Annotated in this window: 28 protein-coding genes; 18 read left to right on the plus strand and 10 right to left on the minus strand. The window is 66.1% G+C overall.

Annotated elements, in window-relative coordinates; all coding sequences use genetic code 11:
* Window positions 1-222 (plus strand): hypothetical protein, encoded by a 222-nt coding sequence (locus tag ABC969_RS05095; RefSeq protein WP_345863412.1) that lies wholly within the window; start codon window positions 1-3, stop codon window positions 220-222.
* Complete coding sequence (locus tag ABC969_RS05100) at window positions 219-902, plus strand: ATP12 family chaperone protein (RefSeq protein ID WP_345863414.1); 684 nt, start codon at window positions 219-221, stop codon at window positions 900-902. The genes ABC969_RS05095 and ABC969_RS05100 overlap by 4 nt, the downstream gene beginning before the upstream one ends.
* On the opposite strand, the gene gmk is transcribed toward ABC969_RS05100, so the two are convergent.
* The 5 genes from gmk to ABC969_RS05125 all read right to left on the minus strand — a co-directional run bounded on the left by gmk (window position 903) and on the right by ABC969_RS05125 (window position 4,171).
* A complete protein-coding gene (gene gmk / locus ABC969_RS05105; RefSeq protein ID WP_345863416.1) occupies window positions 903-1,568 on the minus strand; it encodes a guanylate kinase in 666 nt (221 codons plus the stop codon).
* A gap of 88 nt (window positions 1,569-1,656) precedes the next feature.
* The gene (locus tag ABC969_RS05110) at window positions 1,657-1,863 is read right to left on the minus strand and encodes a hypothetical protein (RefSeq protein WP_345863417.1); all 207 of its coding nucleotides are present in this window, start codon (window positions 1,861-1,863) and stop codon (window positions 1,657-1,659) included.
* Entirely contained in the window at window positions 1,860-2,087 is a 228-nt protein-coding gene (locus tag ABC969_RS05115) for a hypothetical protein (protein WP_345863418.1), read from the minus strand. The genes ABC969_RS05110 and ABC969_RS05115 overlap by 4 nt, the downstream gene beginning before the upstream one ends.
* 83 nt (window positions 2,088-2,170) lie before the next feature.
* Window positions 2,171-3,556, minus strand: coding sequence for a class II fumarate hydratase (gene fumC / locus ABC969_RS05120; RefSeq protein ID WP_345863420.1), 1,386 nt, complete (start codon window positions 3,554-3,556; stop codon window positions 2,171-2,173).
* Window positions 3,557-3,688: 132 nt separating this feature from the next.
* Window positions 3,689-4,171, minus strand: coding sequence for an SspB family protein (locus ABC969_RS05125; protein ID WP_345863422.1), 483 nt, complete (start codon window positions 4,169-4,171; stop codon window positions 3,689-3,691).
* 71 nt (window positions 4,172-4,242) lie between these two features.
* Here ABC969_RS05125 and hisB point away from each other — a divergent pair, with 71 nt between their 5' ends.
* The 9 genes from hisB (at window position 4,243) to ABC969_RS05170 (ending at window position 10,135) form a co-directional block, all read left to right on the plus strand.
* Entirely contained in the window at window positions 4,243-4,830 is a 588-nt protein-coding gene (gene hisB, locus ABC969_RS05130; RefSeq protein WP_345863423.1) for an imidazoleglycerol-phosphate dehydratase HisB, read from the plus strand.
* Window positions 4,830-5,141 carry a YciI family protein gene (locus ABC969_RS05135; RefSeq protein ID WP_345863425.1) on the plus strand — a complete coding sequence of 104 codons (312 nt, stop codon included), beginning with the start codon at window positions 4,830-4,832 and terminating at the stop codon, window positions 5,139-5,141. The genes hisB and ABC969_RS05135 overlap by 1 nt, the downstream gene beginning before the upstream one ends.
* A gap of 10 nt (window positions 5,142-5,151) precedes the next feature.
* On the plus strand, window positions 5,152-5,766 hold the full coding sequence (gene hisH, locus ABC969_RS05140) for an imidazole glycerol phosphate synthase subunit HisH (protein ID WP_345863427.1): 615 nt from the start codon (window positions 5,152-5,154) through the stop codon (window positions 5,764-5,766).
* Window positions 5,754-6,491, plus strand: coding sequence for a 1-(5-phosphoribosyl)-5-[(5-phosphoribosylamino)methylideneamino]imidazole-4-carboxamide isomerase (hisA, locus tag ABC969_RS05145; RefSeq protein WP_345863429.1), 738 nt, complete (start codon window positions 5,754-5,756; stop codon window positions 6,489-6,491). The genes hisH and hisA overlap by 13 nt, the downstream gene beginning before the upstream one ends.
* Before the next feature lie 115 nt (window positions 6,492-6,606).
* Window positions 6,607-7,371 carry an imidazole glycerol phosphate synthase subunit HisF gene (hisF, locus tag ABC969_RS05150; RefSeq protein ID WP_345863430.1) on the plus strand — a complete coding sequence of 255 codons (765 nt, stop codon included), beginning with the start codon at window positions 6,607-6,609 and terminating at the stop codon, window positions 7,369-7,371.
* 53 nt (window positions 7,372-7,424) lie between these two features.
* Window positions 7,425-7,613: a hypothetical protein gene (locus ABC969_RS05155; protein WP_345863431.1), complete on the plus strand. Its 189-nt coding sequence runs from the start codon at window positions 7,425-7,427 to the stop codon at window positions 7,611-7,613.
* A 32-nt stretch (window positions 7,614-7,645) separates the two neighbouring features.
* Complete coding sequence (locus ABC969_RS05160; protein WP_345863432.1) at window positions 7,646-7,966, plus strand: phosphoribosyl-ATP diphosphatase; 321 nt, start codon at window positions 7,646-7,648, stop codon at window positions 7,964-7,966.
* A gap of 114 nt (window positions 7,967-8,080) precedes the next feature.
* On the plus strand, window positions 8,081-8,458 hold the full coding sequence (locus tag ABC969_RS05165; protein ID WP_345863433.1) for a histidine triad nucleotide-binding protein: 378 nt from the start codon (window positions 8,081-8,083) through the stop codon (window positions 8,456-8,458).
* Window positions 8,459-8,566: 108 nt separating this feature from the next.
* Entirely contained in the window at window positions 8,567-10,135 is a 1,569-nt protein-coding gene (locus ABC969_RS05170; protein ID WP_345863434.1) for an amino acid permease, read from the plus strand.
* 80 nt (window positions 10,136-10,215) lie between these two features.
* On the opposite strand, the gene ABC969_RS05175 is transcribed toward ABC969_RS05170, so the two are convergent.
* A complete protein-coding gene (locus ABC969_RS05175; RefSeq protein ID WP_345863436.1) occupies window positions 10,216-11,211 on the minus strand; it encodes an adenosine kinase in 996 nt (331 codons plus the stop codon).
* A 266-nt stretch (window positions 11,212-11,477) separates the two neighbouring features.
* Here ABC969_RS05175 and ABC969_RS05180 point away from each other — a divergent pair, with 266 nt between their 5' ends.
* Together ABC969_RS05180 and ABC969_RS05185 are read left to right on the plus strand one after the other, a co-directional pair.
* Window positions 11,478-12,167 (plus strand): EI24 domain-containing protein, encoded by a 690-nt coding sequence (locus ABC969_RS05180; protein WP_345863438.1) that lies wholly within the window; start codon window positions 11,478-11,480, stop codon window positions 12,165-12,167.
* On the plus strand, window positions 12,164-12,535 hold the full coding sequence (locus ABC969_RS05185) for a hypothetical protein (RefSeq protein WP_345863439.1): 372 nt from the start codon (window positions 12,164-12,166) through the stop codon (window positions 12,533-12,535). The genes ABC969_RS05180 and ABC969_RS05185 overlap by 4 nt, the downstream gene beginning before the upstream one ends.
* Before the next feature lie 21 nt (window positions 12,536-12,556).
* On the opposite strand, the gene ABC969_RS05190 is transcribed toward ABC969_RS05185, so the two are convergent.
* The 3 genes from ABC969_RS05190 to modA are packed head-to-tail and all read right to left on the minus strand — an operon-like array spanning window position 12,557 to window position 14,635.
* On the minus strand, window positions 12,557-13,177 hold the full coding sequence (locus ABC969_RS05190) for an ATP-binding cassette domain-containing protein (protein WP_345863440.1): 621 nt from the start codon (window positions 13,175-13,177) through the stop codon (window positions 12,557-12,559).
* The gene (modB, locus tag ABC969_RS05195) at window positions 13,167-13,856 is read right to left on the minus strand and encodes a molybdate ABC transporter permease subunit (RefSeq protein WP_345863441.1); all 690 of its coding nucleotides are present in this window, start codon (window positions 13,854-13,856) and stop codon (window positions 13,167-13,169) included. The genes ABC969_RS05190 and modB overlap by 11 nt, the downstream gene beginning before the upstream one ends.
* A complete protein-coding gene (modA, locus tag ABC969_RS05200) occupies window positions 13,856-14,635 on the minus strand; it encodes a molybdate ABC transporter substrate-binding protein (RefSeq protein ID WP_345863442.1) in 780 nt (259 codons plus the stop codon). The genes modB and modA overlap by 1 nt, the downstream gene beginning before the upstream one ends.
* Window positions 14,636-14,842: 207 nt before the next feature.
* Here modA and ABC969_RS05205 point away from each other — a divergent pair, with 207 nt between their 5' ends.
* From ABC969_RS05205 to ABC969_RS05220, 4 genes are all read left to right on the plus strand, one after another.
* Complete coding sequence (locus ABC969_RS05205) at window positions 14,843-16,363, plus strand: hypothetical protein (protein WP_345863443.1); 1,521 nt, start codon at window positions 14,843-14,845, stop codon at window positions 16,361-16,363.
* A gap of 319 nt (window positions 16,364-16,682) precedes the next feature.
* The gene (locus ABC969_RS05210; protein ID WP_345863445.1) at window positions 16,683-17,168 is read left to right on the plus strand and encodes a Panacea domain-containing protein; all 486 of its coding nucleotides are present in this window, start codon (window positions 16,683-16,685) and stop codon (window positions 17,166-17,168) included.
* On the plus strand, window positions 17,146-17,649 hold the full coding sequence (locus ABC969_RS05215; protein WP_345863446.1) for a hypothetical protein: 504 nt from the start codon (window positions 17,146-17,148) through the stop codon (window positions 17,647-17,649). Before ABC969_RS05210 ends, ABC969_RS05215 begins: the two co-directional genes overlap by 23 nt.
* A 93-nt stretch (window positions 17,650-17,742) precedes the next feature.
* On the plus strand, window positions 17,743-18,180 hold the full coding sequence (locus ABC969_RS05220; protein ID WP_345863448.1) for a DUF2442 domain-containing protein: 438 nt from the start codon (window positions 17,743-17,745) through the stop codon (window positions 18,178-18,180).
* 256 nt (window positions 18,181-18,436) lie between these two features.
* Here the strand turns inward: ABC969_RS05220 and lepA are convergent, their stop codons facing one another.
* Window positions 18,437-20,260: a translation elongation factor 4 gene (gene lepA, locus ABC969_RS05225; RefSeq protein ID WP_345863449.1), complete on the minus strand. Its 1,824-nt coding sequence runs from the start codon at window positions 20,258-20,260 to the stop codon at window positions 18,437-18,439.
* 196 nt (window positions 20,261-20,456) lie between these two features.
* Here lepA and ABC969_RS05230 point away from each other — a divergent pair, with 196 nt between their 5' ends.
* Window positions 20,457-21,428, plus strand: coding sequence for a CsgG/HfaB family protein (locus tag ABC969_RS05230; protein WP_345863450.1), 972 nt, complete (start codon window positions 20,457-20,459; stop codon window positions 21,426-21,428).
* The last annotated feature ends 64 nt before the right edge of the window (window positions 21,429-21,492 follow it).

Below are 21,492 nucleotides of genomic sequence, written 5' to 3' on the forward strand. Positions count from 1 at the left end.
ATGCCCGAGCCCGACACGACCGCGCGCAACCGCTACTTTCTGATGACCGGCAGCCGGCTGGTCGGCGTGGCCGGCGCGATGCTCGGGCTGGTGCTGATCGGCCGCGCCGTGGCGACGGAGCAGAAGGTGATCGGCGTCGCGCTGGTGCTGGCGGCGATGATCTTCATCGCCGTGGTGCCGAGCGCGCTGGCGCGGCGCTGGCGTACGCCGCCTGAATTATGAAGCGCTTCTGGACCGAAGTGAGCGTCGATGCAGCGGGCGTCGTGGTGCTCGACGGCAAGCCGGTGCGCACGCCCGGGCGCTTGCCCCTGGCTATCCCCTTCCCGGCTTTGGCCGCGGCGGTGGCAGCCGAGTGGCGCGCGGTCAAGGGCGAGATCGATCCGCGCGCGATGCCGCTGACGGGCCTGGCCAACGCGGCGATCGAGCGCGTGCCGCAGGACCAGGCGGCCTTCGCGGCCAATCTGGCGCGCTTCGGCGAGAGCGATCTGCTCTGTTATCGCGCGGAAGAACCGCCCGCGTTGGTCGCGCGGCAGGCCGCGCTGTGGGATCCGCTGCTGGCCTGGGCGCGGCACCGCTACGACGTGCATTTCGCGCTGGTCGGCGGCGTGATGCATCAACCGCAACCGACGGCCACGATCACGCGGCTGCGCGAGGCGGTGGCGGCGCGCTCGGCGTGGGAGCTGGCGGGATTGTCGCCGGTGGTGACGATCGGCGGCTCGCTGATCGCGGGGCTGGCGCTGCTCGAAGGCGCGGTGGGTGCCGAGACGGCATGGCGCGCGGCCGAGGCGGACGAGGATTGGCAGACCGAGCAATGGGGCCGCGACGAGGTTTCGCTGGCGGCACTGGCGGCCAGGCGGCGCGATTTTTTCGGCGGGGCGGAATTTTTGGCGCTGCTACGCTGATCAGCGCAGCAATTTACGGATGAAGCCGATGATCCCGGTCTGGCGTGAGCGTTTCAGCCGTTCCGCCGCCAGGATCGTTTTGACGCACTCGAAACACTCTTCGACGTCGTCATTGACCAGCACATAATCATAGCCGTCCCAGTGGCTTACCTCGTTGGCGGCGCGCGCCATGCGGGCGTCGATCACGTCCATCGAATCGGTGCGGCGGCCGATCAGCCGATCGCGCAGGATCGGCATTGAGGGCGGCAGGATGAACACGCGGACGACATCGCCACCGGCCAATTGATGCAATTGCTGCGCACCCTGCCAATCGATGTCGAACAGGATGTCGTGGCCCTGTTCCAGCGCATTCCAGACCTGCGCCTTGGGCGTGCCGTAACGGTGATCGAAGACGTGCGCCCATTCGAGAAACTCGTGGTTCGCGACCATCTGGCGGAACGTCTCGAGATCGGTGAAATGATAATGCACGCCGTCCACTTCGCCAGGGCGGATCGGGCGCGTGGTGTAGGAAACCGACACCTGCAGTTCCGGGTTGGCGTGCAGCAGCTTGCCGGCGATGGTCGATTTGCCTGCGCCGGAGGGCGAAGACAGCACGAACATCATGCCACGGCGCTTGAAGCCATGGGGATCTTCAGGATGTTCGGAGAGCGTTTCGGACGTCAGCATGAGCGCTAGTGGCGTGGCGAGCGCCGCCGCGTCAAGTCACGCATCCGAGAATCATGGTCGCCGGGGCACTCGCGCCGGCGACCCTTTATCAGATTGTCGTATTGCGGCGCGTGTCGCGCCGACGGTCATAGGCCTTTTTGGCGACATAGGCGCCGCCCAGGGCGAGGCCCAGCGGGCCCATCCGGCTGAGCACGCGGCTGGCGACCAACCCGATCGCCGCGCCCTTGAGTCCGCCGCTGCCATCGCGACGATCGATCTCGCGACCCACCAATGCACCGATAATACCGCGAATCATGCTCGTTTTTCCTTCACATCATCACCGCCGAAAACGACGGCCTTAAGTTCGCCGGCGCCGCGCAGCACGGCCCAGCCGACTGCGTAGGTAACCACCAGAGGCAGCGCCACCTTCAGCACGTTGGCGACGATCGCGCCCTTGATCGCGCCATCGGCTGCGCCGTCATCGCCGCTCATCGAATCGATCGCGCCACCGATCAGCGCGCCTATCGTCGTTGCACTCATCGAGTTTCTCCCTTGTTCGAGGGCATAGCGCGGGACGGGCCAGGTTGTTCCGCCAAATTACTCCCCGGGGACGGCGAAATGGATCACACCATATCTTCGGGGCGGACCAGGCGATCGAAGGTGGGTTCGTCGACCAGACCCAGTGCCAGCCCGGCCTCCTTCAGCGTCAGCCCCTCGGCGTGCGCGTGCTTGGCGATCTTGGCGGCGTTGTCGTAGCCGATTTCGGGCGCCAGCGCCGTGACCAGCATGAGCGAGCGGGCGACGAGATCGTCGATGCGCGCGCGGTTCGGCTCCAGCCCATCGACGCAGCGTGTCGCGAAGCTCTGCATGCCCACCGTGAGCAGATCGATCGAGCGCAGCACGGCCGCGCCGATCAGCGGCTTGAACACGTTGAGCTCCAGATGCCCCTGCAAGCCACCGACAGTGATCGCGGCATGATTGCCGATCACCTGCGCCGCCACCATCGTCAGCATCTCGCACTGCGTGGGATTGACCTTGCCCGGCATGATCGAGCTGCCCGGCTCGTTTTCGGGCAGGTTGAGCTCGCCGATGCCCGAGCGCGGGCCGGACCCCAGCAGGCGGATATCGTTGGCAATCTTGGTCAGCGCGACGGCCAGCGTGTTCAAGCGGCCGGAGAAATCGACCAGTGTGTCATGCGTGGCCAGCGCCTCGAACTTATTAGGCGCGGTTGCGAAGGCGAAGCCGCTGAGATCGCTGATCGCAGCCGCGAAATCCTCGGCAAAGCCGGCGGGCGTGTTGAGCCCGGTGCCGACCGCGGTGCCGCCCTGCGCGAGTTTGCTCAGGCCATGCTCGATCAGCGGCAGGATGCGCGTGCGGGCGAGGCGGAGCTGCGCGTAATAACCGCTGAATTCCTGGCCGAGCGTGAGCGGCGTGGCATCCTGCAGATGCGTCCGCCCGATCTTGACGATGTCGCCCCACGCCTCGACCTTGGCGAGCAGACTGGCCTCGAGCTGTTCGAGCGCGGGGATCAGCCGATCGCGCGCGGCGAGCGCGGCGGCGACGTGCAGCGCGGTCGGGAAGCTGTCGTTGGACGACTGGCTCATATTGACGTGATCATTGGGATGCACGGGGGACTTGCCGCCGCGCTTGGCCGTCAGCAGTTCGTTGGCGCGCCCGGCGATCACCTCGTTGACGTTCATATTGCTCTGCGTGCCGCTGCCCGTCTGCCAGATGACCAGCGGGAAATGATCGTCGTGACGCCCCGCGGCGACTTCGGCGGCGGCGGTGTCGATCGCGTCGGCGAGGCTCGCCTCCAGGCCGTGCTGGCGATTGACGCGGGCGGCGGCCTGTTTGACCAAAGCGAGCGCGTGGACGATCTCGATCGGCATGCGTTCGCGCGCACCGAACGGAAAATTCTCGATCGAACGCTGCGTTTGTGCGCCCCAATAGGCGGTTGCGGGCACGGCTACGGGTCCGAACGAGTCGGTTTCGGTGCGGGTGTCGGTCATGTGCTGCTCCGTCATGCCGGACTTGTTCCGGCATCCACTGTGCCGCTTAGCCCGTTGGTCATGATGTGCGGCGCGGTGGCCCCCGGAACAAGTCCGGGGTGACGGTTAGTTTTGTGGCGGCCGATTGCCCGCCTATTTTTTACGCTTGAAATCCACCGCGACGACGTTCGAGCCATCCTCGACCGGCACCGCGGTCGGCCCGTCATTTTCCGCTTCATCGTGCGGATCGGGGCTGTCGGGGCCTTCCTGCGCCTGGAAGCGCAGTTCGAAATTGACGCTGGGATCATGGAAGCCGGTGACCGCCGAATAGGGGATGACCAGCTTCGAGGGCACCTGATTGAAGCTCAGGCCGACCGAGAAGCGCTCGTCATCGACCAGCAGATCCCAATAGCGATTCTGCATGACGATGGTCATCTCGTCCGGGAACCGCTCGATCAGCCGCTGCGGGATATCCACGCCGGGATTCTGCGTCTTGAAGGTGATGTAGAAATGATGCTCGCCGGGCAGGCCGCCATTTTCCGCGACGGAGCCGAGCACACGGCCGACCACCGCGCGCAGCGCCTCCTGCACGATCTCGTCATAGGGAATCAGGCTATCGGGCAGACCATCACTCATGGCCCCTTGGGTAGCGCGCTTTGGGGGCGGGTCAAGATTGCATGCGTCTGGCATGACGCTATTGGGGTGCCATGCGTACCGCCACCATCAATCGATCGACCAGCGAAACCAGCATCGCGGTCTCCATCAACCTCGACGGCACGGGGGCGTATAACGTCTCCACCGGGGTCGGCTTTTTCGATCACATGCTCGAGCAGCTCTCGCGCCACTCGCTGATCGATCTCGACGTGAAGACGGTGGGCGATCTGCATATCGACCAGCATCATACGGTGGAGGATACCGGTCTGGCGATCGGCGAGGCGATCGCCCAGGCGCTGGGCGACAAGCGCGGCATCCGGCGCTACGCCGACGCGCTGAGCCCGATGGACGAAACGCTCGCCCGGGTGGCGATCGATATTTCGGGGCGGCCGTATCTCGTATGGAAGACCGAATTCAGCCAGAAGCGGCTGGGCGAGATGGACACCGAAATGTTCGAGCATTTCTTCCATTCCTTCGCGCAGACCGCGGGTGTCACGCTGCACATCGAGACGCTGTACGGGCAGAACAATCATCATATCGCCGAGGCCGCGTTCAAGGGCGTGGCGCGCGCGCTGCGCGAGGCGGTGGAAATCGATCCGCGCAAGGCGGGCGTGATCCCGAGCACCAAGGGCGTGCTGTAATGGCCAAGCATCGCGCCGCCGGGCCATTGTGCCTTATCCTGCTCGATTATGTCGCGCCGCTCGCGGAGGTCGATGCGCAGATGGCGGCGCATGTCGCCTGGCTGGAGCGCGGGTTCGACGCGAGCGTGTTCCTGATCGCCGGGCGGCAGGATCCGCGCGTCGGCGGTGTGATCGTCGCGCGCGGGGCGCTGGCCGAGGCGGAAGCGCTGGCGGCGAGCGATCCGTTCGTGACGAGCGGCGTGGCGACGGCGCGGGTGATTGCCTTCAACGCCAGCTTCGCCGCGCCGGAGATTGCGGCACTTCTAGCATGAGGGGTTTGGCATGACGCTGGCGCTGATCGATTATGGCGCGGGCAATCTGCATTCGGTGGCCAATGCGCTGAAGGCGGCGGGGGCGGCCGACATTCTGATTACGCCCGATGCCGATGCGGTGGCGCGCGCGGACCGCATCGTGCTGCCCGGCGTCGGCGCGTTCGGCGCGTGCGCCGCGGCGCTGCGCGCGGTGCCCGGCATGATCGAAGCGCTGGAACAGCGCGTGCGGCACGACGGCGCGCCGTTTCTCGGCATCTGCGTCGGCATGCAATTGATGGCCGAGACGGGCGAGGAACATGGCGTGCACCAGGGGCTGGGCTGGATGCAGGGCACGGTCGCGCTGCTCGAGCCGACCGACCCCGCCGCCAAGGTGCCGCATATGGGCTGGAACGACGTGACCGCCCTGCCCCATGCTTTGCCCCACGCGCTGGTCGAGCCGGGCGAGGCCTATTTCCTGCATTCCTATGCCTATCGCGGGCGCGATGTGATCGCGACCACCGATCATGCCGGCGCGGTTACCGCGGCGATCGGGCACGACAATATGCTGGGGGTGCAATTCCACCCCGAAAAGAGCCAGCGTTACGGGCTGGCGCTCCTCGAAAGGTTTCTCGCATGGCGTCCCTGATCGTGTTTCCCGCTATCGATCTCAAGGGTGGGCAGGTCGTGCGGCTGGCCGAAGGCGATATGGATCGTGCAACGGTCTATGGCGATGATCCGGCGGCGCAGGCGATGATCTTTGCCGGCCAGGGCGCGGATTATCTGCACGTCGTCGATCTCGATGGCGCGTTTGCCGGTGCGTCGGTCAATGGCGATGCGGTGCGCGATATCGTCGCGCAGTTCCCCGGACATGTGCAATTGGGCGGGGGGATACGCGATCGCGCGGCGATCGAGCGCTGGTTCGATCTCGGCGTGTCGCGCGTGGTGATCGGCACCGCGGCGCTGGAGAATCCCGAACTGGTGCGCCAGGCCGCGAACGATTTTCCCGGCGGGATCGTCGTCGCGGTGGATGCCAAGGACGGCATGGTGGCGACGCGTGGCTGGGCCGATGTCTCGACCGTCGCGGTGGTCGATATGGCGCGGCGGTTCGAAGATGCCGGCGTGGCGGCGCTCTTGTTCACCGATGTCGGGCGTGACGGGATGCTGAAGGGCTGCAATGTCGAGGCGACCGTGGATCTGGCGCGCAGCGTGCGCATCCCTGTAATCGCCAGCGGCGGCGTGGCGGGGATCGGCGAAATCCATGTGCTGGCGCTGCATGCCGCAGACGGCGTGGAAGGCGTGATCACCGGGCGCGCGCTGTATGACGGGCGGCTGGACCTGGCCGCGGCGCTCAGCGTGGCGGCGGCGGCGTGAGATTCTCCCCTCCCGCTTGCGGGAGGGGTCGGGGGAGGGCATGTGCCCACGTGATGACCTGCACTACGCTGACACGCCCTCCCCTAGCCCCTCCCGCAAGCGGGAGGGGGATTAGATGACGGTCCGCGCGCGCGTGATCCCGTGCCTTGACGTGGCCAACGGCCGTGTCGTCAAGGGCGTCAATTTCGTCGATCTGCAAGATGCCGGCGATCCGGTCGAACAGGCCCGCGCCTATGATGCGGCGGGCGCTGACGAGCTCTGCTTCCTCGACATCACCGCCAGTCACGAGGCGCGCGGCACGATTCTGGATGTCGTGCGGCGGACGGCCGAAGTGTGCTTCATGCCGCTGACCGTCGGCGGCGGGGTACGCTCGGCCGACGATGCCCGCGCGCTGCTGCTGGCGGGCGCGGACAAGGTGGCGGTCAATTCCGCCGCCGTGGCGCGCCCCGAACTGGTCGCCGACATCGCCGATCGCTTCGGCAGCCAATGCTGTGTCGCCTCGGTCGACGCGCGACGCAGCGGTGGGCGCTGGGAAGTGTTTACGCATGGCGGCCGGCGCGCGACCGGGATCGACGCGATCGACCATGCGCTGAACCTCGTGCGGCTCGGCGCGGGCGAATTGCTGGTGACATCGATGGACCGCGATGGGACGCGCGGCGGGTATGATCTGGAACTGATCCGCACCATCGCCGATCAGGTGGCGGTGCCGGTGGTCGCATCGGGCGGCGTGGGCGGGCTGGACGATCTGGTGGCCGGCGTGATCGAAGGCCATGCCAGCGCGGTGCTGGCGGCGAGCATTTTCCATTTCGGCGAAGCCAGCATTGCGGATGCGCATGCCGCGCTGGCGCAAGCCGGCGTGGCTGTCAGGCGACCGCTTTAGCTATAGTCGCAGGAGGTGCCAGAATGTTAACTGCCCGGCGCTATCGACACCCTATGCGTACGTTGTTTCTGCTCCTGGTCCTCGTCGTGCCCACCGCCGTGTTCGCCGCGCACACTGGCGTGCCGCAGGCCCGTACCAGCCCGGAATGGTCAGACATTGCCTTGTTCGCGATGACGTGCATCGGCGTGTTCGTCGTCCGCCGGGCGTTGCGGGCGCGCTTCGCCAAGCGGCGCAAGGATTGACCTTACCCCAGCCATACGCCAGCGAAGGGCGCATGGCAGAAGATTTTCTCGATACGCTGGAAGCGACGATCCGCAGCCGCCGCGGTGCCGATCCGACCACGTCCTACACCGCCAAGCTGTTCCAGCGTGGCCGCGCGAAGATCGCGCAGAAGGTGGGTGAGGAAGCGGTTGAGACGGTGATCGCTGCGGTGGCCGATGATCGTCAGGAAATGGTGTCCGAGGCGACCGACCTGCTCTTCCACCTGATGGTGTTGCTGGCCGATGCCGGCCTCGGCCTGGACGATATCCGCGCCGAGATGATGCGCCGCGAAGGCGTTTCGGGGATCGACGAGAAGGCGGCACGTACGCCATAACTCCCCCTCCCGCTTGCGGGAGAGGCTGAGGGAGGGCATGTAAGCCACTATCGCCGGGATGCTAGGACAGGCCCTCCCCTAGCCCCTCCCGCAGGCGGGAGGGGGATTCTTAAAATGCCGATCGACGCGACCAAGCCGTATGACGACCAGAACATCTTCGCCAAGATCCTGCGCGACGAGATTCCGTCGAGCCGCGTTTATGAGGACGAATGGGCGATCGCCTTCCACGACATCAATGCGCAGGCGCCGATCCACATCCTGGTGATCCCGCGTGGGCCTTACGTATCGTGGGACGATTTCAGCGCGAACGCCTCGGCCGACGAGATTGCCGGCTTCATTCGCGCGGTCGGCACGGTGGCGCGCGATGCCGGGCTGGTGCCACGTGGCTATCGCTTGCTTGCCAATACCGGGCGCCAGGCGGGGCAGGAAGTGCCGCATCTGCACGTCCATCTGTTCGCCGGGCAGCCGCTAGGGCCTATGCTGGCACGCTAAACCCCGGCGCGCCGCCCGATAAGGGATTGCGCGTCTTCATTTTGTCATTAGGCTCCGCCCCATAACGAGCCGGCCCCGAGCGCCGGTCGCTTTTGGGAAAAGCACTTCATGATATTTGGGCGTATCAAGCCACTCGACGCCATTCTGGCGACGGCCGAGAAGAAATCACTGCACCGTTCGCTGGGCTGGTTCCAGCTGACCTTGTTCGGCATCGGTTGCGTGATCGGCACGGGCATTTTCGTACTCACCGCCGCGGGCGCGCAGAAAGCCGGCCCTGGCCTGCTGCTCGCTTTCGCTATCGCCGGCGGAATCTGCATCATCGCCGCACTCTGCTATGCCGAGATCGGCTCGATGATCCCGGTCGCCGGTTCCGCTTATACGTATACCTATACGACGATGGGCGAATTGCTCGCCTGGACAGTGGGCTGGGCCTTGATCCTCGAATATGCCGTCGCGGCAAGCGCGGTGGCGGTCGGCTGGTCGGGGTATTTCACCGGGACCATTTTGAACCAGACCCTGGGCATACATCTGCCCGCCTGGCTGGCCACCGCTCCGCTGGCGATGGGCGGATCGCCGGGCGGCCTCATCAACCTGCCCGCGGTCATTATCGCGCTGCTCGTCACCTGGCTGCTGATGATCGGCACGAGCGAAAGCGCCAAGGTCAACGCGGTACTGGTGCTGATCAAGGTCACCGCGCTCACCGCGTTCATCGTGCTGACCTTGCCTTCCGACCAATTCGATGCGGCGCGCTTCAATCCTTTCCTGCCCGCTGGCCTGTTCGGCGGCTTCGGCAGCGGAGTGGGCGCGGTCGGCGCGGCGGCAACAATCTTTTTCGCCTATGTCGGCTTCGACGCGGTCTCCACCGCGGCGGAAGAAACCAAGAACCCGCAGCGCAACGTGCCTATCGGCCTGATTGCCTCGCTGCTGTTTTGCACCGTATTCTACATGCTGGTCGCCGCCGGCGCGGTTGGCACGATCGGTGGCCAGCCGATCATGGGCCCAGGCGGCGTACCCTTCCCTGCGGGATCGGAAGAGCTGGCGCGCCAATGTGCCTTGCCACAGCATGCCCAGGCGCTGGTCTGTTCGAACGAGGCACTGGCGCACGTGCTGCGCCAGATCGGTTTTGGCACGATCGGCAATTTCCTTGGTTATGCCGCGTTCATCGCGCTGCCGTCGGTGATCCTGATCCTGCTGTTCGGGCAGACCCGCATCTTCTTCGTGATGAGCCGCGACGGTCTGCTGCCCGAGAAGCTTTCGGCCATTCACCCCAAGTGGAAGACGCCGTATATCGTGACCGCGATAACCGGCGGCGCAGTAGCGTTTGCGGCGGCGTTCCTGCCGGTCGGTAAGCTTGCCGACATCGCCAACGCCGGCACGCTCTACGCCTTCATGATGGTCGCCGTAGCGGTAATGATCCTGCGCCGGACCGCGCCGAACGTGAAGCGCAGCTTCAAGACGCCAATGCTGTGGTTGATCGGGCCGCTGACGATTTTCGGCTGCGTATTCCTGTTCTTCAACCTGCCGCTGGAGGCCATGTTGGTGTTGCCCGCCTGGGGCGCGGTGGGGCTGGTGATCTATTACGCCTATGGTTATCGCGCGAGCCATGTCGCGCGGGGGATCGTCGAGACGAACCCCGATCTGCCGGCGGATCTGACCGGGATCGATTACCCGCACTGAGCGGGGCGATCTTCAACAAAAAAAGGCCGGGGAGCGATCCCCGGCCTTTTTCATATGCTCGTCACCCCGGACTCGTTTGGTCAGTCAAGCTTTGCCGCCAGTACCTTCAAATCCACCTGCGGGCGGGCGCCGACATGGCTGATGATCTCCGCGGCACAGAGCGCGCCGAGCTTGAGCGACTGTTCGACGCTCTTACCGTTGGCCTGGCCCGACAGGAAGCCGGCGGCGAACAGATCACCCGCGCCGGTCGTGTCGACCACGCGATCGATCGGCTCGGCGGATACCGCAACGGTCTTGCCGCCCGACACGGCGATCGCGCCACGTTCGCTGCGGGTCACCACCAACATCGGCACCTGCGCCGCTGCGGCCGATACGGCGGCGTCGAAATCCTCCGTCTCCATCAACGCCAGGATCTCCGCCTCATTGGCGAACATGATGTCGATCAGGCCATCGGCCATCAGACGGCGGAAATCGCCACCGTGGCGCGAGATGCAGAACACGTCGCTCAGCGTGAAGGCGACCTTGCGCCCCGCCTTGCGCGAGACCTCGATCGCCGCGCGCATCGCCTGGCGCGGTTCCTCGGGATCCCACAGATAGCCTTCGAGATACAGGATCGCGGCATCGGCGATCAGGTCGCGGTCGAGCGCCGCCTCGGGCAGGAATTGCGAGGCGCCGAGAAAGGTGTTCATCGTGCGCTGACCATCGGGCGTGACGAAGATCAGGCAACGCGCGGTGGTCGGCTCGCCCTCTCGTGCCACGGTGCCGAAGGTGACGCCCATCGCGCGGATATCGTGCGCGAACACGTCGCCCAGCTGGTCCTTGGCGACCTGGCCGATAAAGCCGCATTTGCCGCCCAGCGCGGCGATGCCGGCGACGGTGTTCGCCGCCGAGCCGCCCGAGGCCTCGATGCCGGGGCCCATCTTGTCATACAAGGCGTCGGCTTCCTCGGGCGAGAACATCAGCTGCATCGAGCCCTTGGCCATGTTCTCGGCGGCGAGGAAGGCGTCGTCGGAATGCGACAGGACATCGACGATGGCATTGCCGATCGCGACGACATCATAGGTGGGGCTGGTCAAAGGGTGCGCTCCTGAGCGGATAATGTTGGCTTGGCCGTAAAGGGGCGTCCCGTTGCGTGCAACCGGTGGTGGTCCGCGCTTCCTCCTCCATCGTCCGTCATGCTGAACTTGTTTCAGCATCCAGGCGCGCTCATCTGCCCCTCGGATCGCGTCTTTCGACTGCTGACCGCGCCTGGATCCTGAAACGAGTTCAGCATGACGACGTTGGGAGAGCGCAACGTGACACGCCGGTGGACTTGCCCTCGGCACGCGGTACACCGCCCCCAATGATCCGTGCCTTCTTCCTTTCCGTCGGGCAACTCGGCGATCGGCGCATCCTGGCGGTGTTCCTCAAATCGCTGGCGCTGACCATCGCCCTGCTGGCGGCGCTCGGCGGGGGCGCGTGGTACACGCTGACCTGGCTCGCGGGCTATTGGGGCTGGGGCAGCGGCGCGCAAAGCATCGCCGGGGTGGCGGCGGTCGCGCTGGCCTTGATCGCCGCCGGCATCCTGTTTCGTGGTGTCGCGGTGCTGGTGATCGGCATCTTCGCCGACGACGTGGTCAAGGCGGTCGAGGCGAAACACTATCCCCAGGCGCTGGCCAGCGCGCGCGACGTGTTGCTGGCGCGGTCGGTCGCCATGGGGCTGGGCTCGGTCGGGCGGTTCGCGATCGTCAATCTCGCGTTGCTGCCGGTCTATATCGTGCTGCTGTTCACCGGTATCGGCCCGGCGATCCTGTTTTTCGTCGTCAATGGCTGGCTGCTGGGGCGCGATCTCGGCGACATGGTCGCGGCGCGGCACATGGACGCGACGGACCTGAAGGGCTGGCGCGGAACGACCGCGCTGAGCCGGTTCGCGCTCGGGCTGATCGGAACAGGATTGTTCGTCGTGCCGATCGTCAATCTGGCCGCGCCCGTTATAGTCGCGGCGATGGCGACGCATTGGTTTCACTCAGGGTTTCAGGGACGCAAAGCATGAAGCGATTGGCATTGGCGCTGATCCCGGGCCTCGTGCTCGCCGGCTGTGCCGCGGGCGGCACCGCGCGGCCGACGCGCACGGCGTTCGTGCCGATCCCGACCGGTACGCTGGGGCTTGAAGGCGTGATCGGGCAGAACGCCCGCGGGCTGGTGGCGCGGCTCGGCACGCCGGTTGCCGATCTGATCGAGGGCAACGCGCGCAAGCTGCAATTCGCCAGCGGGACGTGCGTGCTCGACGCCTATCTGTACCCCAAAGGCAGCGCCGAGCCGGTGGTGACGTATCTCGACGCGCGGCAGGGCGATGGCAGCCCGGTCGACCGCGCAAGCTGCGTTTCGGCGCTGCAGATGAAGGCGCGCGGGGGGAAGTAACGCCGGCGCGGCGCGCCCGCGTCAATCGCCCATCGCGACGATCCGCGTGCCCAGCCGTTCGGCTTCGGCGGCGTCGTGCGTGACCATCAGGATCGGCAATCGCACGACATCGCGGAGATGCTCGATCGCGCGGGTGATTTCCTCGCGGCGGGGGGCATCGAGCGAAGATAACGGTTCGTCGAGCAGCAGAAAGGCGGGATCGCTGAGCAACGCGCGGCCGATGGCGACGCGGCGCGCTTCGCCGCCCGAGAGCGAGCGCGGCCAGCGATCGAGCAGATGATCGATGCCGAGAAAGGCGATCGGGGCGAGATCGAGCGGGCGATCCGGTGCGGCGTAACGAAGGTTTGCAACAACCTTCATATGCGGGAACAGGCGTGAGTCTTGGAAGACATAACCGGCACGCCTCCGTTCGGGCGGCATGCTGTTGAAATCCCAGGGATCCCACGACTCATCAAACAGGGTCCGACCGGCGACGCGGATATGTCCTGCCCCCGGGTCGATCAGTCCGGCAATCATGTTCAACACGCTCGTCTTGCCGGCACCCGATGGGCCGAACAGCACCGTCAGACCATCGACCGGCTCGATCCGGCAGCGGATTTCGGTGGCGCCGACATTACCGTGGATATCGACGTCAAAGGACATGAACGCCCCGCCCCGCGCGCCTGGCGAGCAGTTCAGAGGCGACCAACGCGGCAAGCGACAGCGCGACCGAGATCGCGCTGAGCCGCAGCACCATCGCGTCACCGCCGGGTTGCTGGAGCGCGCTGTAGATGGCGAGCGGCAGCGTCTGCGTCTGGCCGGGCACGTTGGAGACGAATGTGATGGTCGCGCCGAATTCGCCCAGCGCACGGGCGAAGCCGAGCACCGTGCCGGCCAGCACCCCCGGCAGCGCTAAGGGCAAAGTGATGGTGCGGAAGACGCGCGCGGGGCTGGCGCCGAGCGTGCGCGCGGCGCCCTCGAGCCGGCGGTCGACCGCTTCCAGCGAGAGGCGGATGGCGCGGACCATGAGCGGGAGCGCCATGATGCCGGCGGCGATGGCGGCACCCGTCCAGCGAAACAGCACGCTGATGCCGAAGGCTTGTTGGAGAAAGGCACCGAGCGGACCGGAGGGGGCGAAGGCGAGCAGCAACAGCCAGCCGGTGACGACGGGGGGCACGACCAGCGGCAAGTGGATCGCGGCATCGAGCAGGATCTTGCCGGGGAAGCTGGCGCGGGCGAGCAGCCAGGCCAAGGCGAAGGCGATCGGCAGCGTGACGAGCAGCGCCGCGCCGCCGACCTGCAGCGACAGCATGACGATGCCCCATTCCGCGGACGTCAGCATCAGCGCGCGATGAACCCGTAACGCACGAAGATCGCCTTGCCCGCGCGCGACAGGAGGAAGCGGCGGAAGGCTTCGCCCTCCAGGTTGCGCGAGGCGGCGAGGCGGGCGAGCGGATAGACGATCGGCGGGTGGCTGGCGGCGGGGAAGACGCCGGCGATGCGCACCGCGCGCGACGCCCGCGCATCCGTTGCATAGACGATGCCGAGCGGGGCGGCGCCGCGCTCGACCAGCGCCAGCGCGGCGCGGACATTCTCGGCAGCCACGACCTGCGGCGCGACCTGCCCCCACGCGCCGAGCCGCTGCAGCGCGAGCTTGCCATATTTGCCCGCCGGCACGCTGGCGGGATCGGCCATGGCCAGCGGGCCGGCGCCGAGCGTGCGCGCGAGCGCGGCGGCGGGGCGCTGCGGGATGCGCGTGGCGCTGCCGGCGGGCGCAATGACGACGAGGCGATTGCCGAGGAAATCTGCGCGCGTGGCGGGGGCGAGCAGATTTTTCGCCGCGACCGCATTCATCCATTGCTCGTCAGCGGACAGGAACAGATCGGCGGGGGCGCCGGCGATCAGCTGACGCGCGAGCGCGGAGGAAGCGGCAAAGGAGATGACCGGCCGGGGATGGCCACGCCGCGCCCAGGCGGCGGCGGCGGCGGTCATCGATTCCTGCAAAGAAGCGGCGGCGAGGACGAGCGGCGCGCGGGGTTGTGCGTTCGCCGGGGCCAGCGCGAGGAGGAGCGCGGCGGCGAGCGCGGCGAGCGTGGTGAGGAGAGTGCGCGGGCGGGGCATGCGGCGCGGTATAGCGGGGCGATCGGGGAGCGGCTATCCTGCGATGCCGCTGCCCCCGGACCGCGCCCGGGGGGACGACGTGCGGGTCATCGACAGGCCGCCGAGGCCGCCTAGGCCGCCGCGGCTGACTGCATCCGATCACAAGCTCGGAACCGATGCGCATTTTTCGCTGTCCTACAACGAACCATATGGGTTATTCTGCGACTCATGGCAGAGACCCCCTCCCCCGCTTCCGCCCCAGCGCCCGAGCCCGAGCCTGCGCCCGAGCCAGCGCTGCCGGACTTCGCGCCGGTGCCGCGTCAGATCATCCGGCATGGCGGCTGGTCGCCCGAGCGGCAGCGGGCGTTCATCGCCGCGCTGGCGGATACCGGATCGGTGCCCGCCGCGTGCCGCATCGTCAACATGGCCAAGAGCCGCGCTTATGCGCTGCGCCGTGAGCCGGGCGCGGAGGGCTTTCGCCGGGCCTGGGATGCGGCGCTCGATCTCGGGCTGCAGGTGCTGAAGGACGAGGCGTTCGATCGCGCGCTCAACGGGCAACTGGTGCCGCTGTTCGTGGGCGGCAAGCTGGTCGGCTATCACCGCAAGAAGAATGATGCGCTGCTGATGTTCTGCCTGCGGCATTACGGCGTGGATGCCAACGGGCGGCGCGTGACGATCAATTATTTCAGCAGCAAGGCTAGTGCCGGGGCCGGGGCCAGTGCCGGAGCCGGGGCGAGCGCCGGGGCCGCGACGGGCGGGGCCGCGACGGGCGGGGGCATGGCCGAGCCCGGAGCGGTGGCGGCAGAGACGACACCCGGCGGCTCGCTTACCGTGCCGCTGGCGCCGGCGCAGCGCGCCGAGCGCGGGCGGCGGCGCAAGACCCCCATCGTGGCGGCACACGCCCCCGCACTCGCACCCGCACCCGCCAGCGGCGCGGCGGCGCAGGCCGAGACATCGCACACCAGCATCCGCACGGTGATCACCGGCGCCGCCGCGGGCGATAGCGGGGTGCGCGCGGACGAGGCGGCGGCGGCGATCGCCGCGTTCGAGGGCGTAGCGCTGGACGAGGAGGCGCAGGCCGCGATCCGCGCCGCGCTGGAGGCATGCGCGGCGCGCGCGCGGGCGACCTTGCCCCAGGATGATCCCGAGCGGGCGTTCGTGGCGGCGGACGAGGTGAACGGGGCATTCGTCGGCGCGCTGGAACACGGCATGGAGGCGGCGGAGCCGGAGCGGCCCGCGGGTGAGGTCGGCTGGCAGATGCTCGACGATCATGCCGCGCTGGACGCGATCGATGCGGCGGTGGCGCGGATCGAGGCGGCGCAGGCGGGCACTCCGCTGCCCCCGCCCCCACCACCGCCGTGGAGCCCGGCGCGCGCGCTGCTGCTGGTCGAGCGCGCCTCCGACGCGCAGGCGGGCTGGCCGCGCATCGTCACCCCGCTGCGCGACGACATCGCGGCGGCGCTGGACCGCCTGGACTGCCGTGGCGGCCCGACGATCGAGGCACGGCTGCGCGCGCGCAGCGCCGCCGAACGCGTGCTGCGCGCGCCGCCCGGCGACGCAACGACGGATGCGCTGGCGATCTGGCGCGCGGCGGAGACGGAAGCGGCCTGGGCGGCGTGGCTGGGGAGCGCGCCGGGGGTGGCGGCGCTACCGCCGGCGGCGGTGCCGGCGGTGCGGCTGGGGGCGGACGGGCGATTGCTGAGCGAGGCGGAGCTGTTGGAGAAGGGGGATTTGTTGGTGCCGTATTAGGGTGATGCTCTAGCGATTCCTGTTGAACCCGCTGGGCGGCCACTTAAAAGCGATCAACCCTCGATAACGCTATCGTAGCCCTCATAGAGGCTCACAGAACGCCGCTAAGAGCAGTAGTATTTTTTTTGGCAGTTGGACCTGCCAAACCCAAAAAACGCCTCAGCGAGCCTCAAAGCGTAAAATTTTCCATGCTGCATAAATTCAATGTCAAGACCGAATTTGACAATGCCAGCAGAAACTACGAAATTCACCCTCTAGGCGGCATGCCGGGGGCGTGCCGATTTCCAAGCTCTACGACTGATAGAAGGAGGCAAGTGTAATGACCGCATACCCGCCCCTCGCAGTCGCCAACGCTGTTCTCGATGAAGCTCGAGTACAGGGTAAATCGTTAACGATTATGCAGCTTCTTAAGCTAGTTTATATTGCCCATGGGTGGTCGCTTGCGTTGTTGAAAGCTCCCTTAGTAGATCAGCAGCCGGAGGCATGGCAGCACGGCCCTGTCTTCCCGTCAGTTTACCGTGAATTTCGCCGTTTTGGATCTCAGCCCATCGTAGGAAATGCCGTTGGACCGTTTGGCATGGTGCCGACAGCAAAACTATCGAGTCAGCAAAGCGCCGTCATTCAGTCTGTGGTAAAAAGCTACGGTGATATGCATGCGTTCTCACTGTCGCGCATAACGCATGAACCGGGCACGCCCTGGTCTCAGACATACCGCGGCGGCCTCGGAAATTCCGACGAAATTCCTAATGCAATTATTAGCGAGCACTATACAAAGTTGGCAGATGAGCGACAGCCTAAAGCCTGAGCCGTCGATTGGCGACATAATTGGTGAGGTTGCTGCAACAGAGCGGGCGGCTGCATCACTTGCACCAGATGATCTGAAGAGCCTTGCTGACCGCGTCGATCTACTGACCGCTGATTTCGGTCGATGGGAATCTTATAAGGCTGCCTCTGCTGAATATATCACTGCATTTCGAGACGAGGTTGATTGGCACCGGCGCATTCGCCTGGCTGTTTCCGTAGCATGCGCCATCATCGTTCTCTTTTTCGCAATTTTATTAGTTGTAGTTTTGCGCCACGCGAATACGATTTTTGATCGGAACTCAGGTCATGCGCTCACTGCGCTTATAGTGGCGACCGTTACCGGCAGCGTCATCATAACCATCGCAGTTACCAAAGGTGCATTTCAAACTATGGCTGATCGCAATGCCGGCTTGCCGATGCCCGACCACATGAAAGAGATCGTTGAAGCGGGCAAAAATCTAATAGGTGGTGGAAAACTGTAACCTTCGCGGATATTAGAGCTAGTGAGCTGTGCAAGGCCGAACGATCCCACCATAATTTCAGAGCCATGTCAGTCGAGTTCTTGGGACACGCCGGTGAGCATTGGCAAAATCGATAGCGTCGTGACGCCGGGGGGAACACGGCTGGCCGTGCAGTGGGACGATGGGCGGCGGGCGGAGATCGATCTGGCGGGCGTGATCGCCGGGCACGCTGCTCTAGCGGCGCTGGCCGATCCGGACGTTTTCGCCGGCGTGCAGCGGGCCGCGGATGGCTGGTCGATCGAGTGGCCGCCGTGCGGGATCGACTTCGGGGCCGCGCAATTGCGGCGCTGGGCCGATGAGCAGGCCGGCGAGACGATGCCGGCGGCGGATTTTCGCGGCTGGATCGAGCGGCATGAGATGACGCTCGAAGTGGCAGCGGCGGCGCTGGGGCTGTCGCGGCGGACGATCGCTTATTATCTGAGCGGGGAACAGCCGGTGCCCAAGACGGTGATGCTGGCGACCGAGGGGTTTGATGCGCGGGCGGCGGCTTGAGGGGGTGTTGCGGGGGTGCCCTCGTCCGTTACACCGGGGTTGCGCCGGGGACCCGCTTTTTGGGCGGCGAGGAAGAAGCGGGAGCCCGGGGTCGAGCCCGGGGTGACGAGGGGGGTGCGCTGGGTCTGGGGGACACTCGGGCTTGCGCCGCGGCAAAGCCGCGTCGTCGGACGGTTCGGTCGAGGCGCGCTCGACCGACCGCCGGCCGGCATTCGGCTGATCCGCGGCTAAGCGCTTTCGCGCTTAGCCTTGGGCCTCATGCATCATCGCCCATCCGCAGCGCCGCGATGAACGCCTCCTGCGGAATGCTCACGCTGCCATATTCGCGCATCTTGAGCTTCCCCTTCTTCTGCTTCTCGAGCAGCTTCTTCTTGCGGCTGGCATCGCCGCCATAGCATTTCGCGGTGACGTCCTTGCGCATCGCGCTGATCGTTTCGCGCGCGATCACCTTGCCGCCGATCGCCGCCTGGATCGGGATCTTGAACAGGTGGCGCGGGATCAGATCCTTGAGGCGCTCGACCATGCCGCGGCCGCGCACTTCGGCGGTGCCGCGGTGGACGATCATGCTCAGCGCATCGACCGGCTCCTCGTTGACGAGGATGCTCATCTTGACGAGATCGCCCTCGCGATAGCCGATCTGCGTGTAATCGAAGCTGGCATAGCCCTTGGACAGCGATTTCAGGCGATCGTAGAAATCGAACACGACTTCGTTGAGCGGCAGCTCATAAGTCGCCTGCGCGCGGCCACCGACATACGTCAGGTTCTTCTGGATGCCGCGACGATCCTGGCAGAGCTTCAGGATCGAGCCGAGATATTCATCGGGCACGTAGATCACCGCGTTGATCCACGGCTCGCTGATCGTGGCGATCTTGTTGGGATCGGGCATGTCGGCGGGGTTGTGCAGCTCGAACTGCGTCTGCCCGGCGGGATCGGGATGGCTGAGCTCGATCTCATAGACCACCGACGGCGCGGTGGTGATCAGATCGAGATCATATTCGCGCGTCAGGCGCTCCTGGATGATCTCCAGGTGGAGCAGCCCGAGGAAACCGCAGCGGAAGCCGAAGCCCAGCGCCGCGCTGGTTTCCATCTCGAAGCTGAAGCTGGCATCGTTGAGCCGCAGCTTGCTGATGCTTTCGCGCAGTTTCTCGAAATCGTTGGCATCGACCGGGAACAGCCCGCAGAACACCACCGGCTGGACTTCCTTGAACCCCGCCAGCGGCTCGAGCGCGGGGCGCTTGACGTCGGTGATCGTGTCGCCGACGCGGGTCTGCGCGACTTCCTTGATCTGCGCGGTGATGAAGCCGATTTCGCCGACGCCGAGTTCGGTGAGCTGCTCGATGCGCGGGCGGAAGCAGCCAACGCGATCGATCAGATGCTGCGTGCCGGTGGCCATGAACTTGACCAGCTGGCCCTTTTTCAGCGTGCCGGCGACGACGCGGACGAGGATGACGACGCCGAGATAGGGATCGTACCAGCTGTCGACCAGCATGGCCTTCAAGGGCGCGTCGGGATCGCCCTTGGGCGGCGGGATGCGCGTGACGACGGCTTCCAGCACCTCGCGGATGCCGATGCCGGATTTGGCCGAGGTGAGCACGGCCTGCGACGCATCCAGCCCGATGACTTCCTCGATCTCGGCCTTGACCTTGTCGGGATCGGCGGCGGGCAGATCGATCTTGTTGATCACGGGCACGATCTCGTGATTGTGCTCGATCGACTGATAGACGTTGGCGAGCGTCTGCGCCTCGACGCCCTGCGCGGCATCGACGACCAGCAGCGCGCCTTCGCACGCGGCGAGGGAGCGCGACACTTCATAGGCGAAATCGACGTGGCCGGGCGTGTCCATCAGGTTCAGCGTGTAGGTTTCGCCGTCATCCGCCTTGTAGGCGAGGCGCACGGTCTGCGCCTTGATGGTGATGCCGCGCTCCTTCTCGATCTCCATGTTATCGAGCACCTGTTCGGACATTTCGCGCGCGGAGAGCCCGCCCGTCTCCTGGATCAGGCGATCGGCAAGCGTCGACTTGCCGTGATCGATATGCGCGATGATGCTGAAATTGCGGATCTTATCGAGAGGAGTGGCCACGTGTTTCTGTCAATCTGTGAAAGGTCTCAGGGGCCGATAGCACCGACCTGAGGAATCGCGAAGGGGCCGCGACGTTTCACCACCGCCGCGCCGCCCGGCAAGTTGGCGCGGCGATCGAGGCAATATTTGATCGGCAGTTTATTTGCGTCGCCGGATATTGCACAAGGTTTCGGGTAGTAAAACGGGGGGTAAGCGGATGCTGTGCAATAACCGGTTTATTATAAGTGGCTTGCTGGCCGCGGCGGCACTGACGATCGCGACTCAGGCGATGGCGCGCGACAAGCCGAGCAAAGTGCAAAAGGCGCAGGAACAGGCCGTGACGGACGTGCCGCGCTGCACCCGCAAATTGGGCACGGTATCGGTGATGGATGGCGACGATCCCTCGGGCTGGACGCAGTTCCAGCTGGCCGGGCCACAGAAGCTGCTGAAAGTGCTGATCCAGCGTTCGGGCTGTTTCAATCTGGTCGATCGCGGCTCCGGCCTCAGCGCGGCGCAGCGCGAGCGCGATATCGGCGGCGATCTCGGGCTGCAGCGGCGCTCGAACGTCGGCCAGGGGCAGATCAAGGCGGCGGATTACGTGCTGGTCGCCGAGGTGCAGGCGGCCAACCGCAATTCCGGCGGCAGCGCGGTCGGCGCCGGGATTGGCGGCCTGGTCGGCGGGCGCTTTGGCGGACTGCTGGGCGGCGTGGGCAGCCGCAAGATGGAGGCGAACACGGTGCTGTCGCTGACCAACGTGCGCACCACCGAGACGATCGCCGTGCAGGACGGCTATGCCGCCAAGAACAGCCTGACGTTCGGCGTGGGCGGCGGAGCCGGTTTCCTGGGAGGCGGCGCGGCGGCGGTGGGCGGCGGTTATGACAATACCGATATCGGTCGGATCGTGACGCTGGCGTTCATCCAGGCCTATGCCAAGATGGTCAACGAGCTCGGCCTCGTCCAGCCCGGCGCGGCGGGCACCGCCGAGGCGGCGCCGGCCAAGACCTTCACCGCGCAAGGCCCGGTGGCGATGCGCACTACCGCCTCGGCCGCCGGCCGCGTGGTGCGAACGCTGCCGCCCGGCGCGATCGTCTATCCGACCGGCGAGAAGAACGGGCTGTGGTGGCAAGTGGCGGACGAGAACGACAATGTCGGCTGGGTGCTGAACACCAAGCTGGCACCGTCGAACTGAGCCGGGAGCGCGGGCATGCCGCGCAATCGGGCATATCGCGCGGCGCGATCGCGGCCTATTACGG

It is taken from the genome of Sphingomonas qilianensis, assembly GCF_039614825.1.
GTDB classification, from domain to species: Bacteria; Pseudomonadota; Alphaproteobacteria; order Sphingomonadales; family Sphingomonadaceae; genus Sphingomonas; species Sphingomonas qilianensis.

Bases quoted from the DNA above. Each gene is read 5' to 3' on its own strand.
- ABC969_RS05095 (WP_345863412.1), top strand. From the start codon at position 1: ATGCCCGAGCCCGACACGACCGCGCGCAACCGCTACTTTCTGATGACC.
- ABC969_RS05100 (WP_345863414.1), top strand. From the start codon at position 219: ATGAAGCGCTTCTGGACCGAAGTGAGCGTCGATGCAGCGGGCGTCGTG.
- gmk (WP_345863416.1), bottom strand. From the start codon at position 1,568: ATGCTGACGTCCGAAACGCTCTCCGAACATCCTGAAGATCCCCATGGC.
- ABC969_RS05110 (WP_345863417.1), bottom strand. From the start codon at position 1,863: ATGATTCGCGGTATTATCGGTGCATTGGTGGGTCGCGAGATCGATCGT.
- ABC969_RS05115 (WP_345863418.1), bottom strand. From the start codon at position 2,087: ATGAGTGCAACGACGATAGGCGCGCTGATCGGTGGCGCGATCGATTCG.
- fumC (WP_345863420.1), bottom strand. From the start codon at position 3,556: ATGACCGACACCCGCACCGAAACCGACTCGTTCGGACCCGTAGCCGTG.
- ABC969_RS05125 (WP_345863422.1), bottom strand. From the start codon at position 4,171: ATGAGTGATGGTCTGCCCGATAGCCTGATTCCCTATGACGAGATCGTG.
- hisB (WP_345863423.1), top strand. From the start codon at position 4,243: ATGCGTACCGCCACCATCAATCGATCGACCAGCGAAACCAGCATCGCG.
- ABC969_RS05135 (WP_345863425.1), top strand. From the start codon at position 4,830: ATGGCCAAGCATCGCGCCGCCGGGCCATTGTGCCTTATCCTGCTCGAT.
- hisH (WP_345863427.1), top strand. From the start codon at position 5,152: ATGACGCTGGCGCTGATCGATTATGGCGCGGGCAATCTGCATTCGGTG.
- hisA (WP_345863429.1), top strand. From the start codon at position 5,754: ATGGCGTCCCTGATCGTGTTTCCCGCTATCGATCTCAAGGGTGGGCAG.
- hisF (WP_345863430.1), top strand. From the start codon at position 6,607: ATGACGGTCCGCGCGCGCGTGATCCCGTGCCTTGACGTGGCCAACGGC.
- ABC969_RS05155 (WP_345863431.1), top strand. From the start codon at position 7,425: ATGCGTACGTTGTTTCTGCTCCTGGTCCTCGTCGTGCCCACCGCCGTG.
- ABC969_RS05160 (WP_345863432.1), top strand. From the start codon at position 7,646: ATGGCAGAAGATTTTCTCGATACGCTGGAAGCGACGATCCGCAGCCGC.
- ABC969_RS05165 (WP_345863433.1), top strand. From the start codon at position 8,081: ATGCCGATCGACGCGACCAAGCCGTATGACGACCAGAACATCTTCGCC.
- ABC969_RS05170 (WP_345863434.1), top strand. From the start codon at position 8,567: ATGATATTTGGGCGTATCAAGCCACTCGACGCCATTCTGGCGACGGCC.
- ABC969_RS05180 (WP_345863438.1), top strand. From the start codon at position 11,478: ATGATCCGTGCCTTCTTCCTTTCCGTCGGGCAACTCGGCGATCGGCGC.
- ABC969_RS05185 (WP_345863439.1), top strand. From the start codon at position 12,164: ATGAAGCGATTGGCATTGGCGCTGATCCCGGGCCTCGTGCTCGCCGGC.
- ABC969_RS05190 (WP_345863440.1), bottom strand. From the start codon at position 13,177: ATGTCCTTTGACGTCGATATCCACGGTAATGTCGGCGCCACCGAAATC.
- modB (WP_345863441.1), bottom strand. From the start codon at position 13,856: ATGCTGACGTCCGCGGAATGGGGCATCGTCATGCTGTCGCTGCAGGTC.
- modA (WP_345863442.1), bottom strand. From the start codon at position 14,635: ATGCCCCGCCCGCGCACTCTCCTCACCACGCTCGCCGCGCTCGCCGCC.
- ABC969_RS05205 (WP_345863443.1), top strand. From the start codon at position 14,843: ATGGCAGAGACCCCCTCCCCCGCTTCCGCCCCAGCGCCCGAGCCCGAG.
- ABC969_RS05210 (WP_345863445.1), top strand. From the start codon at position 16,683: ATGACCGCATACCCGCCCCTCGCAGTCGCCAACGCTGTTCTCGATGAA.
- ABC969_RS05215 (WP_345863446.1), top strand. From the start codon at position 17,146: ATGAGCGACAGCCTAAAGCCTGAGCCGTCGATTGGCGACATAATTGGT.
- ABC969_RS05230 (WP_345863450.1), top strand. From the start codon at position 20,457: ATGCTGTGCAATAACCGGTTTATTATAAGTGGCTTGCTGGCCGCGGCG.